This window comes from Shimia sp. MMG029 (assembly GCF_027947445.1).
Taxonomy (GTDB): Bacteria; Pseudomonadota; Alphaproteobacteria; order Rhodobacterales; family Rhodobacteraceae; genus Shimia.
Map to the genome: position 1 here is coordinate 38092 of NZ_JAQJIM010000002.1, position 14058 is coordinate 52149.

The 14058-nt window shown below is 54.8% G+C and carries 19 protein-coding genes; 2 read left to right on the forward strand and 17 right to left on the reverse strand.

Annotated features, from left to right (window positions below; all coding sequences use genetic code 11):
* Positions 1 to 3: 3 nt before the first annotated feature.
* The 8 genes from rplF to rpmC form a co-directional block, all read right to left on the reverse strand.
* The gene (gene rplF, locus PJL69_RS06945) at positions 4 to 537 is read right to left on the reverse strand and encodes a 50S ribosomal protein L6 (protein WP_209096784.1); all 534 of its coding nucleotides are present in this window, start codon (positions 535 to 537) and stop codon (positions 4 to 6) included.
* Positions 538 to 549: 12 nt separating this feature from the next.
* On the reverse strand, positions 550 to 939 hold the full coding sequence (rpsH, locus tag PJL69_RS06950) for a 30S ribosomal protein S8 (RefSeq protein ID WP_209096785.1): 390 nt from the start codon (positions 937 to 939) through the stop codon (positions 550 to 552).
* A 12-nt stretch (positions 940 to 951) separates the two neighbouring features.
* On the reverse strand, positions 952 to 1257 hold the full coding sequence (gene rpsN / locus PJL69_RS06955; protein WP_010437098.1) for a 30S ribosomal protein S14: 306 nt from the start codon (positions 1255 to 1257) through the stop codon (positions 952 to 954).
* Between the two features lie 18 nt (positions 1258 to 1275).
* Positions 1276 to 1836, reverse strand: coding sequence for a 50S ribosomal protein L5 (gene rplE / locus PJL69_RS06960; protein WP_271309028.1), 561 nt, complete (start codon positions 1834 to 1836; stop codon positions 1276 to 1278).
* The gene (gene rplX, locus PJL69_RS06965; RefSeq protein ID WP_209096787.1) at positions 1829 to 2140 is read right to left on the reverse strand and encodes a 50S ribosomal protein L24; all 312 of its coding nucleotides are present in this window, start codon (positions 2138 to 2140) and stop codon (positions 1829 to 1831) included. Before rplX ends, rplE begins: the two co-directional genes overlap by 8 nt.
* A 1-nt stretch (position 2141) precedes the next feature.
* Positions 2142 to 2510 carry a 50S ribosomal protein L14 gene (gene rplN, locus PJL69_RS06970; RefSeq protein WP_005621870.1) on the reverse strand — a complete coding sequence of 123 codons (369 nt, stop codon included), beginning with the start codon at positions 2508 to 2510 and terminating at the stop codon, positions 2142 to 2144.
* Between the two features lie 100 nt (positions 2511 to 2610).
* Positions 2611 to 2841, reverse strand: a complete 231-nt coding sequence (rpsQ, locus tag PJL69_RS06975) for a 30S ribosomal protein S17 (protein WP_209064841.1) — start codon at positions 2839 to 2841, stop codon at positions 2611 to 2613.
* Between the two features lie 14 nt (positions 2842 to 2855).
* The gene (gene rpmC, locus PJL69_RS06980) at positions 2856 to 3056 is read right to left on the reverse strand and encodes a 50S ribosomal protein L29 (protein ID WP_209096788.1); all 201 of its coding nucleotides are present in this window, start codon (positions 3054 to 3056) and stop codon (positions 2856 to 2858) included.
* 437 nt (positions 3057 to 3493) lie between these two features.
* On the opposite strand from rpmC, the gene PJL69_RS06985 reads away from it, so the two are divergent.
* The gene (locus PJL69_RS06985; RefSeq protein WP_271309029.1) at positions 3494 to 4120 is read left to right on the forward strand and encodes a LysE family translocator; all 627 of its coding nucleotides are present in this window, start codon (positions 3494 to 3496) and stop codon (positions 4118 to 4120) included.
* Between the two features lie 52 nt (positions 4121 to 4172).
* Here the strand turns inward: PJL69_RS06985 and PJL69_RS06990 are convergent, their stop codons facing one another.
* Positions 4173 to 5756 (reverse strand): BCCT family transporter, encoded by a 1584-nt coding sequence (locus PJL69_RS06990; protein WP_271309030.1) that lies wholly within the window; start codon positions 5754 to 5756, stop codon positions 4173 to 4175.
* 385 nt (positions 5757 to 6141) lie between these two features.
* Positions 6142 to 6762, reverse strand: a complete 621-nt coding sequence (locus tag PJL69_RS06995; RefSeq protein ID WP_271309031.1) for a 2OG-Fe(II) oxygenase family protein — start codon at positions 6760 to 6762, stop codon at positions 6142 to 6144.
* 146 nt (positions 6763 to 6908) lie between these two features.
* On the opposite strand from PJL69_RS06995, the gene PJL69_RS07000 reads away from it, so the two are divergent.
* On the forward strand, positions 6909 to 9074 hold the full coding sequence (locus PJL69_RS07000) for a methyl-accepting chemotaxis protein (protein ID WP_271309032.1): 2166 nt from the start codon (positions 6909 to 6911) through the stop codon (positions 9072 to 9074).
* Between the two features lie 272 nt (positions 9075 to 9346).
* On the opposite strand, the gene rplP is transcribed toward PJL69_RS07000, so the two are convergent.
* The 7 genes from rplP to PJL69_RS07035 all read right to left on the reverse strand — a co-directional run bounded on the left by rplP (position 9347) and on the right by PJL69_RS07035 (position 14049).
* Positions 9347 to 9760, reverse strand: coding sequence for a 50S ribosomal protein L16 (rplP, locus tag PJL69_RS07005; RefSeq protein WP_209064820.1), 414 nt, complete (start codon positions 9758 to 9760; stop codon positions 9347 to 9349).
* Between the two features lie 13 nt (positions 9761 to 9773).
* Positions 9774 to 10481, reverse strand: coding sequence for a 30S ribosomal protein S3 (gene rpsC, locus PJL69_RS07010; RefSeq protein ID WP_209064818.1), 708 nt, complete (start codon positions 10479 to 10481; stop codon positions 9774 to 9776).
* The gene (gene rplV / locus PJL69_RS07015) at positions 10481 to 10861 is read right to left on the reverse strand and encodes a 50S ribosomal protein L22 (protein ID WP_058238276.1); all 381 of its coding nucleotides are present in this window, start codon (positions 10859 to 10861) and stop codon (positions 10481 to 10483) included. Before rplV ends, rpsC begins: the two co-directional genes overlap by 1 nt.
* 3 nt (positions 10862 to 10864) lie before the next feature.
* The gene (gene rpsS, locus PJL69_RS07020; protein ID WP_058238275.1) at positions 10865 to 11143 is read right to left on the reverse strand and encodes a 30S ribosomal protein S19; all 279 of its coding nucleotides are present in this window, start codon (positions 11141 to 11143) and stop codon (positions 10865 to 10867) included.
* Between the two features lie 3 nt (positions 11144 to 11146).
* Positions 11147 to 11989 (reverse strand): 50S ribosomal protein L2, encoded by an 843-nt coding sequence (gene rplB, locus PJL69_RS07025; protein ID WP_132862190.1) that lies wholly within the window; start codon positions 11987 to 11989, stop codon positions 11147 to 11149.
* 285 nt (positions 11990 to 12274) lie between these two features.
* Positions 12275 to 12844: a 16S rRNA (guanine(966)-N(2))-methyltransferase RsmD gene (gene rsmD / locus PJL69_RS07030; protein ID WP_271309033.1), complete on the reverse strand. Its 570-nt coding sequence runs from the start codon at positions 12842 to 12844 to the stop codon at positions 12275 to 12277.
* Positions 12841 to 14049: an NAD(P)/FAD-dependent oxidoreductase gene (locus tag PJL69_RS07035; RefSeq protein WP_271309034.1), complete on the reverse strand. Its 1209-nt coding sequence runs from the start codon at positions 14047 to 14049 to the stop codon at positions 12841 to 12843. The genes rsmD and PJL69_RS07035 overlap by 4 nt, the downstream gene beginning before the upstream one ends.
* Positions 14050 to 14058 lie beyond the last annotated feature (9 nt).

The following is a 14058-nucleotide window of genomic DNA, read 5'->3' on the forward strand; positions in this document are numbered from 1 at the left end:
TCCTTACTTCTTCTTACCTTCCTTGCGGAAGATATACTCGTCTTTGTACTTGATACCCTTGCCTTTGTAAGGCTCAGGCTTACGCCATTCGCGGATGTTCGCCGCAACCTGGCCAACCAGTTGGCTGTCAGTACCTTCAACGATGATTTCAGTCGGCTTCGGCGCAGTCACGGTGATGCCTGCTGGAACCTCGAAGTTCACCTCGTGAGAGAGACCGAGCGACAGCTTCAGGGTGTTGCCCTGCATCTGCGCACGATAACCAACACCGTTGATTTCGAGTTCTTTTTTGAAGCCAGTGGTCACACCGGTCACCATGTTGGCAACCATAGTGCGGGACATGCCCCACTGCTGGCGAGCACGCTTGGATTTGCCGCGAGGAGTGACCGAAACGGCGTTCTCTTCAACTTCAATCGTCACGTCATCGGTCGCAGTGAAGGACTGAGTGTCCTTCGGACCTTTGATTTCGATGGTCTGGCCGGAGACAGAGGCAGTAACGCCGCTGGGCAGCTCGACCGGTTTTTTACCAATACGAGACATTCTCAGCTCTCCTTAGAAGACTGTGCAGAGCACTTCGCCGCCAACATTGTTGGAGCGTGCGCTTGCGTCAGACATCACACCTTTGGAGGTGGAGACAATCGACACACCCAGGCCCTGACGGACGGTTGGGATGTCATTGACATTCATGTAAACGCGACGACCAGGCTTGGAGACCCGCTTCAGTTCGCGAATGACAGGAGTGCCTTCGTAGTACTTCAGGCTGATTTCGAACGCCGGATGGCCGTTCTCTTCAATTGCCTCATAGCCGCGGATGTAGCCTTCGTTAGTCAGCACATCCAGAACCCAGCCACGGAGCTTGGAAGCCGGGGTAGACACCACGGACTTGCCACGCATCTGGCCGTTGCGGATACGGGTCAGCATATCACCGATAGGATCGTTCATATCGTTCTCTCCTTACCAGCTGGATTTGACCATGCCGGGGATCTGACCAGCAGAACCCAGCTCGCGCAGCGCAATACGGCTGACCTTCAGCTTACGGTAGTAAGCGTGGGGACGGCCGGTGAGCTGGCAACGGTTGTGAAGACGGGTCGCCGAGCTGTTGCGCGGCAGTTTCGCCAGTTTCAGACGCGCTTTGAAACGCTCTTCCATTGGCTTGGACTCATCGTTTGCGATCTCTTTGAGCTCGGCGCGCTTAGCAGCGTATTTTGCCACCAGACGCTCGCGCTTCTTCTCGCGCTCGATCATTGCTTTTTTAGCCATGTCGTAATCCTCTCAGCCTTACGCGATGAACGGCATGTTGAAATGCTTCAACAGGCTCTGCGCTTCGGCGTCGGTTTCAGCAGTGGTGGCGATGACGATATCCATGCCCCAGTTTTCGTCGACTTTATCGAAGTCGATTTCTGGGAACACGATGTGCTCTTTCAGACCGGTGGCGAAGTTGCCACGGCCGTCAAAGCTCGGCTTCACACCACGGAAGTCGCGGATGCGAGGCATCGCAACGGTGATCAGACGATCGAGGAATTCGTACATACGGTCGCCACGAAGGGTCACCTTGGCGCCCATCGGCATGCCTTCACGAACACGGAAGCCAGCGATGGAGTTCTTTGCCACGGTGGTCAGCGCTTTCTGGCCCGCGATTGCGGTCAGATCTGCCTGAGCGGACTTGGCTTTCTTGCTGTCTTTCACGGCTGCACGGCCACAGCCGATGTTCAGCACGATTTTGTCCAGCTTTGGGATCATCATGTCGTTCTTGTAGCCGAACTCTTCTTTCAGAGCGGCGCGGATGGAATCCTTGTAGAGCGACTTCAGACGTGGGGTGTAGTCTGCGGAATCAAGCATCGATCACGTCCCCTGTGGTCTTTGCAAAACGCACCTTCTTGTCGCCTTCCATGCGGAAGCCAACGCGGGTTGCTTTGCCATTTGCGTCCAGGAATGCCAGGTTGGACAGTTCGATCGGCATCGCCTGAGGGATGCGGCCGCCCTGTGCGGTCTGGCTCTGTTTGGTGTGGCGGATGGCGATGTTGATGCCTTCCACGACGGCTTTACCGGCTTTGGGGTCAACAGAGGAGATCGTGCCCTCTTTGCCTTTGTCCTTACCGGCCAGAACGACGACCTTGTCGCCTTTTTTCAGCTTAGCAGCCATCTTACAGCACCTCCGGCGCGAGCGAGATGATCTTCATGAAGTTCTTGGCGCGCAGTTCACGAACAACTGGGCCAAAGATACGTGTACCCACTGGCTCGTTGTTGTTGTTCAGAATAACAGCTGCGTTGCGATCGAAACGGATCGCGGTGCCATCTTCACGACGGACTTCTTTAGCGGTGCGTACGACAACGGCCTTACGGACGTCACCTTTTTTAACGCGACCACGTGGAATGGCTTCCTTAACCGAGACAACGATGATGTCGCCTACGGATGCGTATTTACGCTTGGAGCCACCCAGAACCTTGATGCACTGAACTCGGCGAGCGCCGGAGTTGTCAGCAACATCCAGATTGGTTTGCATCTGGATCATGTGGTTTCTCCCGACCTATGGGGCAGCGATGCGTGCTGGTATCCCCCAGGGTTTCGACTAACTGTAAAGTCTAGTCGCCAGGAGTCTCGAGGTGAGACTCTTAGGCTTCCAAAACTTCCCAGCGTTTGGTTTTCGAACGCGGTGCGCATTCGATGATGCGAACAGAGTCACCTACTTTGTAGGCGTTGTTCTCATCGTGAGCCCGGTATTTCTTGGACTTACGAATGGTCTTCTTCAGAACCGGGTGTGTGAAGCGACGCTCAACAGACACGGTAATGGTTTGGGCATTGGCATCGGAGGTCACGGTGCCAGTCAGGATACGTTTGGGCATCTATCTAGCTCCTCTTACTCTGCTGCCGACGCGGCTTTTTCGTTCAGGATCGTCTTCACACGTGCTGCGTTACGACGCGCGGCACGGATCTGAGCGGAGTTTTCCAGCTGGCCAGTGGCCTGTTGGAAACGCAGGTTGAACGATTCTTTCTTAAGATTGGCCAGCTCCTCGCGCAGCTGATCCGGCGTCTTATCACGCAGTTCTTTGGCGTTCATCGCCTTTTCCTTTCTCATACATCAGAGGGCGCCCGAGTATGTGCGGGGTGACCCTTTTGTCTGATGGACATATGACGAACACACGAATCCCGCAGTCACGGAATCCATGAGATGGCGCTCTATACGGGTGCGTGGTCAGGATGGCAAGGGAAACTTAGCGCACAAGGTTGATCGGTCTCAAAGAGACGCCAAAATTAGCTGGGTCAGAGAAACGAGCGCAGCGCCAGACCGCACACCGCCGCCTTGGTTCCATCCATCTTTCTCATTGAGGCGCGATACCCTCGCGCTAGGATAAACGCGAAACGTGCACCTAAGATAGCGTAATCCTCAGAAGCCTTCGCCCCCCTGCCCCTTCCCTCCCCTTTCCATCTCCCCTACACCTTCTCGACAAACGCGTGCAGCCTTACGGCCACCGCGCACACTTTGGGAGGAAAGACATGATACCCGTAGACGTAATGATCCTGTTCATGGGCGCCGCTGTCGCCCTCGCGCTTGTACCGGGACCAGACAATATCTTTGTGCTCACGCAATCGGCGCTACATGGCCGCGTAGCGGGCCTTACCGTCACATTGGGCCTTGCCAGCGGGTTGATTTTTCACACAACAGCCGTGGCGCTCGGCGTGGCCGTGATCTTTCAGACCTCTCAAGTGGCTTTCGCCATTCTGAAATACATCGGTGCGGCCTACCTGGCGTATCTGGCGTTCAAAGCCTTCACCGCTGCGAAATCCAATCTTGATGGCGACGCCCCCGCCCCAGAGACGACCGCCAAACAATATACGCGCGGTCTGATCATGAATATCGCAAACCCAAAGGTAACAATCTTCTTTCTCGCCTTCCTGCCGCAATTCGTGGACCCCGCAAACGGGCCTATGGTGGCGCAGTTTTATCAGCTCGGCTTTCTAATGATCATCGCCACACTCTTGGTGTTTGGCTCCGTCGCCCTGGCGGCTGGTTGGCTTGGCGATTGGCTCAAGAATTCGCCCACCGCCCAAATCTGGCTCAACCGTATTGCAGGGGTCGTCTTTATTGCTCTCGCATTAAAACTGGTGACAGCAGAACGCTGAAACGCAAACGCCGCCCACAAGGGGCGGCGTTTTTTCTTTACTGTCGAACAGTTCAGCGACGGCGGCGTTCTCGCACGAGGCCAATCATCACCGACACGCACATCAGCATCAGAACAATGGCAAACGGGAAACCCGTTGCGATAGATGCCGCCTGCAGTGCGCCAAGTCCGCCTCCCAGAAGCAGCACAATCGCAATCGCGCCTTCCAGAATGCACCAGAACACCCGCTGTGCCGTTGGTGCGTCTGTCTTGCCACCCGCAGTGATCGTGTCGATCACAAGCGAACCAGAGTCAGAAGATGTCACAAAGAACACAACCACCAGAACAATGCCGATAAACGACAGCAACCCGGTCATTGGGAAAGCTTCAAACATCTTGAACATCTTTAGCTCCAGCGCCGCATCAGAGAGCGCCTGCGCTGTACCGCTTGCGACTTGCTCCAAAGCCGCCACGCCAAAGACATTCATCCAAAGCGCGCCAACCAAAGTCGGAATGAAGATCACGCAGATGATGAATTCGCGAATGGTCCGACCCCGTGAAATCCGTGCAATGAACATCCCAACGAAGGGCGACCAGGAAATCCACCAAGCCCAATAGAAGGCCGTCCAGCCTTGCATGAAATTGGTATCCTCACGACCGACCCAGTTGGACAGGGCAGGCAACGCCACAGCATAGTCGACAAGGCCAGAGAAAAAGCCGGAGATAATCGCGGCAGTTGGACCCACGATGAGGACCAGTACCAACAAGACAGCCGCCAGGATCATGTTGACCTCAGACAGACGTTTAACGCCTTTGTCCAACCCTGCAATCACCGATACCAAAGCAAATGCTGTGATGGCGATAATCAATAGCACGCTCATGCCATCGCTGATTGGCACATCAAAGAGGTAGTTCAATCCAGCCAGTGCCTGACTTGCCCCCAAACCCAGCGATGTCGCCAGACCAAAGATCGTTGCAAACACAGCAAGGATATCAATGATGTGGCCCAATGGCCCCCATGTCCGCTCCCCAAGAAGTGGGTAAAACACCGAGCGCATGGTCAGCGGCAGCCCACGGTTGAAGCTAAAGAACGCCAGCCCCAAAGCCACCACCGCATAAACCGCCCATGGGTGCAGCCCCCAATGGAAAATGGTTGCGGCCATAGCAAGATCACGGGCCGCGTCTACGTCGCCAGCCGCGGCACCAAGTGGCGCCCAGTCGGTACGCAAGCCGTTCTCTCCCACGGCTGTACCCCCAAGGGACGAGCCATAGTGTGAAATCGGCTCCGCAACGCCCCAGAAGACCAGACCAATGCCCATGCCAGCTGCGAACAGCATCGCAATCCAGCCCGCGTAGCTATAATCCGGTTTGGCATCCTCTCCACCAAGGCGAATCTTGCCATAAGGCGACACGACCAAGAACAAAGAGAACACAACAAACATGTTGCAAGCGATCATGAAGACCCAGTCGAAATTGCTGGTCAACGTCGGGCGCAGCCAACCGAAAAATGCGGCTGCTTGTTCATGGAACACCAAGGAAAAAAAGACGAAAGCAACGATCGTCAATCCTGAAACTGCAAACACAGGATTGTGTACGTCCAACCCCATTACCTGCACATTGTCCTGACCAACCTCGTAGTCGGTTTCTTGTTCTGACATAAAACTCCCCTTTTTGGATGTCACTGCCCAGAGACTCCGCACACACAGCAAAACAAACCCTTGAAAACCGACCATTCAAACGGATGAATCGGCGCGCATGCCTGAAACATGCGGCCGGTTCCTCGGCTCTCACACGCGCAGCGCAGGGTTATGGGTCTCACCGGAATGCAATCGGGCGCGCTTGTTACACAGGTGACGCTGATGCACCAGCGGAGTCTGCGTGTGGCATCATATGGCTCTATGCGCGCAAGTGCCCTTGAGCCTTTCACCTCAAACGTTCGAGGTGAAAGGCGATATCGCGCAGGACCGACGATCCACCTCCGCGATACAGCTGCAAAACCGACGTATTACCGACGCAATACCGCAGCCTGTTTTGGGATTAGGGTCATTCCCAAATGTAGTTGAAGCTCACGCTAACCCGTTCTTCTTCCGACATATTCATCGGAACTTCATGGCGCAGCCAGCTTTCCCAAAGCAGCACATCCCCCACATCAGGCTTCACATAAATAAAAGGCCGCAACTCCCGCCGCGCCTCCTTTTCGCGTACTGGGGCCGCCATCATGCGACCTGACCTTGGATCTTCCAGCTTCAACGCGCTCGCGCCTTCTGGCATGGACACATAGGTCGTACCGCTAATGACAGAATGAGGATGGATATGAGACGCATGCATTCCGCCCTCTGGCAGAATGTTTATCCAGATATCTTCAAGCTTAAGAGCCCGGCCATCAAGATTAAACTCCAAGTCTTTTGCAAAGGCCGCAACGTGCTGATCGAGCGCTTCAACGACATCCGCAAATATTGGAAACCGCCAAGGCAAATCAGTAAGCGAAGCGTAGGACGTGTAACCTGGGTAGGCATTGGCTTCACACCAGTCTTGTCCCGCCTCATCATCTTCAGCGATAGAAAAACAAGAGTTTTCCAACTCATCCGTGTCTATTGGCTTACCAAACTCTGCGAGACGCGCGCGGTAAAGCCGCGTCACAAACAAAGATTCAATTGTAGACATATTCTCTTTCCTTCTCTGAGTGCGCAACCCGCTGGTTTGATTGCACTATCTGAGGCAGCGCGTTGTGGGTTCGCGCTTGGGTACCTTCTGTTAACCAGACATGCCTAATTCTCGCATCGAAACGCAAACAAGTAGGCCGCGAACCAATGAAACCTAAAATAACGATCACCGCTGCTATCATTTCGATCATCGTGCTCGCATTGGGCGTTATGGGTGGGCTTGGTGCCACCTCTTACTACTCTCATATCATGCGCGACAAGATGCAGAGCGACTTGGAAGACATTGAAGAGCTCAATATCGCCACCGCCAATCTTCAGGTCGAATTTCTAATGGCCAGACGCTCCGAAAAAGATCTGCTCCTACGTGAAGCTGAGAAATATATAGACCGCCATGCACAAACGATGGTTTCGTTGAAATCTGAGTTTGAAATGATCGAGCAGATCGTGCCTGAAATTCCTGAAATGGCGGAGTTTGCGACCCTTGTTCCCCTGCTTGGCACTGCAGTCTCTGCGTATGAACAGTCTTTCCTTGAAATGGTCAGCCTGAAGCAGAAGCTCGGGTTGAGTGAAAAAGAAGGCATTCGCAAAACGCTCGCAGATGCAATTGCGGCAGTAGAGGCAGAGGTTGCCGGCGTCTCTATTCCGATTTTGCATGCAAAACTGCTTACGATTCAGCTGCATGCTAAGCAGTTTAGATTGGAACCGGACGCAGCTGAGCTTGCTACAATCAAACAGCTCATCCAAGAGTTCAAAGGATTCCCGGAGTTTTTCTATGACGATCCAGCCGTCATTCCGGACCTACACGAGAAACTTGATATCTACCTGACAAGCTTCACCGAATACGTGAATACGCGCTTGATGGAATCTGAAAAGCGTCTCGAAATGTCCGCCCGTTTTTCTGACGCTGAGCCTGTTATGGCGCAATTCAAAGCTGCGGCACACAATGAACTCACCAAAAAGCTGGCCGAGAGCGAGCGCATTAGCGCCTTGGCCCAGCAGGTGACACAATTGGCAGGCATTATCGGCTCTATTGTCTTTGTGCTCTTCGCAGTTTTCTTGGCGCGTGCAATCTCTCGCCCACTTAAGAAAACCGATGCAGTACTGAAGAAAATGATGGAAGGGGACTTCACCGCTGAACCTCCAAGGTCGTTCATCCGAGAAATCGGTGCGATCGCAAATGCCGTCACCAATTTCCAAGATGAAGAACGGATCAAACATGACATCACGCAGCAGATGTCTCGTGTGATTGACGCCTGTGCAGAAGGTGATTTTTCTGACCGTATTGATATTGGCGACGCTACGGGTACATTTGCGGAACTCGGAAGAGGCGTTAACGCAATTGGCGAAGTTGCGGAGAACGGACTGGGCGATGTGAAAGAAGCGCTGGAAATCCTCTCAACCGGCGATCTGACCCATGAGATGCCTCAAGGTCAGAAAGGCGTGTTCAAGGACATTTCAGAGACGCTCACCCATCTCACTTCAAGCTTGGACGGCATGGTTCGCCAGCTGTCCTCTTCTTCGAACGTCCTGAATCGAACTTCCAAGGAAATCTCTCACTCCGTTGATGATGCATCTCGCCGTGGTGAAATTTCAGCCGCGTCTTTGGAAGAGACGTCTTCGTCACTGCAAACCGTCGCAGAAACCGTCAACAGCACAGCACAAAGCGCGCAAGAAGCGCGCAGCCATGTGAACAATGCTCAGAAGAAAGCAGAGGCCACTCGGTCCGTTGCAGATCAAACTGTAGAAGCCATTCAGCGCATCAAAGAAAGCTCTGACGCGATTTCACAAATCTCGGGGCTGATTGAAGACGTGGCCTTCCAAACCAATTTGCTGGCGCTTAACGCCGGTGTGGAAGCAGCCCGTGCAGGAGATGCAGGACGTGGCTTTGCAGTGGTGGCTTCTGAGGTGCGCGCTTTGGCACAACGGTCATCTGAAGCGGCCCATGAGATCAACACCCTGATTTCCAGCTCTCAGACCGAGGTTGTTAACGGCGTAAACCTGATGGATGATACAGGGAAATCGCTTGGTGAAATCCTTCAAGCTGTCGAACAGGTGGTTGGCAAGGTCAATGAGATTGCAGAGAACGCGGTTGATCAGTCGACAGGACTCGCCGAGGTGAACGCTGCCGTCGAAAACTTGGACCGTGACAGCCAAAAGAGCGCGGCCATGCTTGAGGAAACGGCGGCCTCTGGCCAAGTATTGCTCGGTGAAGCTGAGAACTTGGTGCGAGCAGTGTCCGGGTTCAAGCTAAAAACAGAAGCAGAAACGCTTGCGGATGAAGACACACTCGACGCGGAATGGGACGCAGCCTAAAAAGCGCGCTGCAGGGTGGCCATAACGGCCGCGTTGCGCGCTCTCCGTTTGCATCGCCGCCCCTAGCTCCAAGACGACTTACTGAACAAAGCCCTGCGCACTGCGCGGGGCTTTTTTGATGGCGCCAAGTACGATTGCTGAAATTCGGAGACCGTTTTCGAAGTCTCTGTGCGACTGGCAGTCGAAAAGTAAACCACACAAAAAGAAACCCCCCGCTGTTTCCAGCGAGGGGTCAATTGAGTGAAGGAGGAGAGCGTCAGCTCACCAGCCTCTTACCAGTCTTCGCGAACGACAACGCGGGTTTTGACAGGAAGTTTCATCGCGGCGAGGCGCAGAGCCTCACGTGCGATGTCTTCGTCAACACCGTCGATTTCGAACATCACGCGGCCCGGCTTCACTTTGCAGGCCCAATAGTCCACGGAACCTTTACCTTTACCCATACGGACTTCGGTAGGCTTCGAGGTCACTGGGGTGTCTGGGAAGATACGGATCCAAACACGGCCCTGACGTTTCATGTGACGGGTCATTGCACGACGTGCTGCCTCGATCTGGCGAGCTGTCACGCGTTCCGGTGTGGTTGCCTTCAGGCCGAAAGAGCCGAAGTTCAGGGTGGAGCCACCCTTGGCTTCGCCTTTGATGCGGCCTTTGTGCATCTTGCGGAATTTAGTACGCTTTGGTTGAAGCATTGATCAGTCTCCCTTAGCGACGACCACCGGCACCACGTGGTGCAGGGCCATCCTGGACTTCTTGTGCACGACGGTCACGCGCCTGTGGATCATGCTCCATGATCTCGCCTTTGAAGATCCAGGTTTTGATACCAATGATCCCGTAAGCGGTGGTCGCTTCCACATGTGCGTAATCGATGTCAGCACGCAGGGTGTGCAGAGGCACACGGCCTTCGCGGTACCATTCGGTACGTGCGATTTCGGCACCACCCAGACGGCCCGCGACGTTCACCCGGATACCCAGGGCGCCCATGCGCATTGCGTTCTGAACGGCACGCTTCATCGCGCGACGGAAAGACACACGGCGTTCCAGCTGCTGAGCGATGGACTCGCCAACCAGCTGAGCGTCGAGTTCCGGCTTGCGCACTTCAACGATGTTGAGGTGCAGCTCGGAGTCAGTCATCGTTGCGATCTTCTTGCGAAGAGTCTCGATGTCAGCGCCTTTTTTACCGATGATCACGCCAGGACGTGCGGTGTGAACGGTCACGCGGCACTTCTTGTGCGGACGCTCGATGATCACACGTGCAACACCAGCTTGCTTGCACTCTTTTTTGATGAACTCACGGATTTTGAGGTCTTCTAGAAGAAGATCACCGTAGTCCTTAGTGTCAGCATACCAGCGGCTGTCCCAGGTGCGGTTCACCTGAAGGCGCATGCCAATCGGATTGACTTTGTTACCCATTAGGCTTGCTCCTCAACTTGACGCACCTTGATGGTGAGCTCAGAGAACGGCTTGATGATCTTGCCGAAACGACCACGGGCGCGCGGACGGCCGCGTTTCATGGTCAGGTTCTTGCCCACATAGGCTTCGGCAACGATCAGGCTGTCGACGTCCAGGTTGTGGTTGTTTTCGGCGTTGGCAATCGCGGACTGAAGGCATTTCTTCACGTCTGCTGCAATCCGCTTGTTGGAGAAAGTCAGGTCGGTCAGAGCCTTCTCAACTTTCTTGCCGCGGATCATGCCGGCTACCAGGTTCAATTTCTGCGGGCTGGTGCGAAGCATGCGGGTTTTCGCCATTGCTTCGTTTTCAGCCACGCGGCGGGGGTTCTTTACCTTGCCCATGACTTACTTCCGTTTCGCTTTTTTGTCAGCTGCGTGACCGTAATAGGTACGAGTTGGCGAATACTCACCAAACTTCTGACCGATCATGTCTTCAGTAACGTTGACAGGGATGTGTTTCTTGCCGTTGTACACACCAAAGGTCAAACCCACGAACTGGGGCAGGATGGTGGAACGACGGGACCAGATTTTGATCACTTCATTGCGACCGGATTCGCGAACTGCTTCGGCTTTTTTAAGCACGTAAGCATCCACAAAAGGGCCTTTCCATACAGAGCGAGACATCTATTAACGCCCCTTCTTCTTGGCGTGACGCGAGCGGATGATAAGCTTTTGCGACGCTTTGTTTTTGTTGCGGGTACGCGCACCCTTGGTCGGCTTACCCCATGGTGTCACTGGGTGACGACCACCGGAGGTACGACCTTCACCACCACCGTGAGGGTGATCGATCGGGTTCATGACCACACCACGAACGCTCGGACGCTTGCCTTTGTGGCGCATACGGCCGGCTTTACCGAAGTTCTGGTTGGAGTTGTCAGGGTTGGACACGGCACCAACGGTGGCCATGCATTCCTGACGTACGAGGCGCAGTTCGCCCGAGGACAAGCGGATCTGAGCGTAACCACCGTCACGGCCAACAAACTGAGCGTAGGTACCAGCTGCACGGGCGATCTGGCCGCCTTTGCCTGGTTTCAGTTCGATGTTGTGAACGATTGTACCGATCGGCATGCCCGAGAACGGCATTGCGTTGCCCGGCTTGATGTCGGCCTTTGCAGACGCGATCACCTGATCGCCAACTGCCAGACGCTGAGGCGCGAGGATATATGCCTGCTCGCCGTCGTCATATTTGACCAATGCGATGAATGCGGTCCGGTTCGGGTCGTATTCGATCCGCTCAACGGTTGCCGCTACATCAAATTTGTTCCGTTTGAAGTCAACGATCCGGTAAAGGCGTTTCGCCCCACCACCACGACGACGCGAGGTGATCCGTCCGGTGTTGTTCCGGCCGCCCGATTTTGTCAGACCCTCAGTGAGGGCTTTGACAGGACGTCCTTTCCAAAGCTCCGAACGGTCGATCAGCACCAGCCCACGCTGGCCCGGCGTCGTCGGCTTGTACGACTTGAGTGCCATGCTTTCTGTCTTCCGTATAGCGCGCCAGACCTTAGGTTCTTGTCTTTGGTCCAGCTATGTTAAAGCCCCCCGCCCGAAAGTTTCGTCAGAAACCCCTACTAGGGTGGCCAAGTTTGTAGGGCCCCGAAGGTCCCCGGTTCAAAAACGGTGCAGCCCCAGAGCGAATCTGAGGCCACACGACTGGCGCGATGTAACAGGGATGGGAGAGGCTGTCTATAGCAACGGCAGGATTTATTGGGGTTTGCCGCCTGCCCTCCAATCGGATTTCTCTCAAGCAGACTGCGCTTACGAGACCCCCGTCCAACGCAGCATGGTGACATGCGTATCGCCGTACTTTCGCGCATCCAGAATTTCGAAGCCCTCAGGCGCAAGCTGCGGCGCGTTTTCTTCCCACACGATCAGCGCATCCTCCGCCAGCCACCCCTGTTGGGCCGCCTCAGCAAGTGCCCTCTGTCCCAGCCCCTTTCCGTATGGAGGATCCAGAAACACCAGATCACAGGGCGCGGCCTCATTTTTGCGCAGCCGCGTGGCATCAATTTTCAAAAGTTGCGTATCAGCCTTGGCATTCAACCTCTGAATATTGCTTTTAATAAGCTGCCCGGAGACGCGCCCATCATCAACAAACGTCACATGCTCGGCGCCACGTGAAAGTGCTTCCAGTCCAAGCGCGCCCGTTCCAGCAAAAAGATCAAGCACGCGTGCGCCAGAGATGGGGTCGCCAAATTTGCCCCCTTGCAGGACATTGAAAAGACTTTCGCGCACGCGATCCGTCGTGGGGCGCAGGTGTTTGCCCGCGTCCCCTTTACCTACCGCCGCCAGCGCCGTGCCGCGCCATGTCCCCGCAATAATCCTCACAGGCGCATCAGATCCTTGATCTCAACCGCCATATCCGCAACCATTTCTGCGCTTGGCGATTTACCACCTTCGATCAGACGTTTGCCAACCATATAGTCCCGCGCAGAATTCATCGCGTCGACAGCCAGCAGCGTCTCACCTTGATAGTACCAGAACGATTTGGCACCATCGCCATTGTCGCGTGTCACCACATGATCAAAGCCCGTGTTCAGACCCGCAATCTGCAACTTAACGTCATATTGATCTGACCAGAACCAAGGTTTGGCAACGTAGGACTTTTCTGCGCCCAGAATGTTTTCAGCGACAACTTCGGCCTGATCAATCGCATTGGGCACGCTCTCAAGACGGATCAGCTCCCCTTTGTAGGGGAACGAGGCACAGTCACCTGCAGACCAAACCCCGGCGACGTCCGTGCGCCCAAACGCATCCGTTTTGATACCATTATCGACAGTGAGACCGGCGGCCTTCGCCAAGCCAACGTTCGGCGTCACACCCACGCCAACGATCACAAAATCCACATCCAGCGTAGTCCCGTCAGTCAGTTCCGCACCGGTAACACGACCTTCACCACTCAAACGCTTGAGCCCTACACTTTCCAAAATCTCGACACCGCGAGACCTGTGTAAGTCGCGAAAGAAATCAGAGGTCTCCGGCGCGGCGACACGCTGAAGAATGCGGTCTGACATCTCCACCAACGTGACAGACAAACCCCTAGACGCTGCAACAGCTGCGGCCTCCAAGCCGATGTAGCCACCGCCGACAATCAATACGCGGCGCCCCTCGACAAACTCCGGCGCCATGGCATCGACATCCTTAAGATCGCGCACAACATAAACACCGTCGATGTCGCCCCCAATCGCAGCAGGCAGCCTATTTGGCGCCGCTCCTGTGGATAGCACCAGATGATCATAGGTCAGGACCTCAGCATCTGCTGTGACAGTTTGCGCCTGCGTGTCGATTGCGCTCACTTGCGTGCCCAGACGCAAATCAATGTTCTGCTCTGCATAGTAGCTTTCGGGGCGCAGATAGAGCCGCTCCAATGTCATTTCGCCGAGCAGATATTTTTTTGAAAGTGGCGGTCGCTGATATGGCGGCACATTCTCAGCGCCAACCAGTGTGATTTGCCCTTCAAATCCTAGCGCGCGCAGCTTTGCCACACAGGCCGCACCGGCCTGACCAGCGCCTATCACAACAACGTGCGTCACGTTACACTC

Coding starts and splice junctions, on each gene's coding strand:
- rplF (WP_209096784.1), bottom strand. CDS start 537: ATGTCTCGTATTGGTAAAAAACCGGTCGAGCTGCCCAGCGGCGTTACT.
- rpsH (WP_209096785.1), bottom strand. CDS start 939: ATGAACGATCCTATCGGTGATATGCTGACCCGTATCCGCAACGGCCAG.
- rpsN (WP_010437098.1), bottom strand. CDS start 1,257: ATGGCTAAAAAAGCAATGATCGAGCGCGAGAAGAAGCGCGAGCGTCTG.
- rplE (WP_271309028.1), bottom strand. CDS start 1,836: ATGCTTGATTCCGCAGACTACACCCCACGTCTGAAGTCGCTCTACAAG.
- rplX (WP_209096787.1), bottom strand. CDS start 2,140: ATGGCTGCTAAGCTGAAAAAAGGCGACAAGGTCGTCGTTCTGGCCGGT.
- rplN (WP_005621870.1), bottom strand. CDS start 2,510: ATGATCCAGATGCAAACCAATCTGGATGTTGCTGACAACTCCGGCGCT.
- rpsQ (WP_209064841.1), bottom strand. CDS start 2,841: ATGCCCAAACGTATCCTGACTGGCACCGTGACCTCCGATGCCAATGCC.
- rpmC (WP_209096788.1), bottom strand. CDS start 3,056: ATGAACGCCAAAGAACTGCGTGATAAGACGCCGGATCAGCTGCGCGAG.
- PJL69_RS06985 (WP_271309029.1), top strand. CDS start 3,494: ATGATACCCGTAGACGTAATGATCCTGTTCATGGGCGCCGCTGTCGCC.
- PJL69_RS06990 (WP_271309030.1), bottom strand. CDS start 5,756: ATGTCAGAACAAGAAACCGACTACGAGGTTGGTCAGGACAATGTGCAG.
- PJL69_RS06995 (WP_271309031.1), bottom strand. CDS start 6,762: ATGTCTACAATTGAATCTTTGTTTGTGACGCGGCTTTACCGCGCGCGT.
- PJL69_RS07000 (WP_271309032.1), top strand. CDS start 6,909: ATGAAACCTAAAATAACGATCACCGCTGCTATCATTTCGATCATCGTG.
- rplP (WP_209064820.1), bottom strand. CDS start 9,760: ATGCTTCAACCAAAGCGTACTAAATTCCGCAAGATGCACAAAGGCCGC.
- rpsC (WP_209064818.1), bottom strand. CDS start 10,481: ATGGGTAACAAAGTCAATCCGATTGGCATGCGCCTTCAGGTGAACCGC.
- rplV (WP_058238276.1), bottom strand. CDS start 10,861: ATGGGCAAGGTAAAGAACCCCCGCCGCGTGGCTGAAAACGAAGCAATG.
- rpsS (WP_058238275.1), bottom strand. CDS start 11,143: ATGTCTCGCTCTGTATGGAAAGGCCCTTTTGTGGATGCTTACGTGCTT.
- rplB (WP_132862190.1), bottom strand. CDS start 11,989: ATGGCACTCAAGTCGTACAAGCCGACGACGCCGGGCCAGCGTGGGCTG.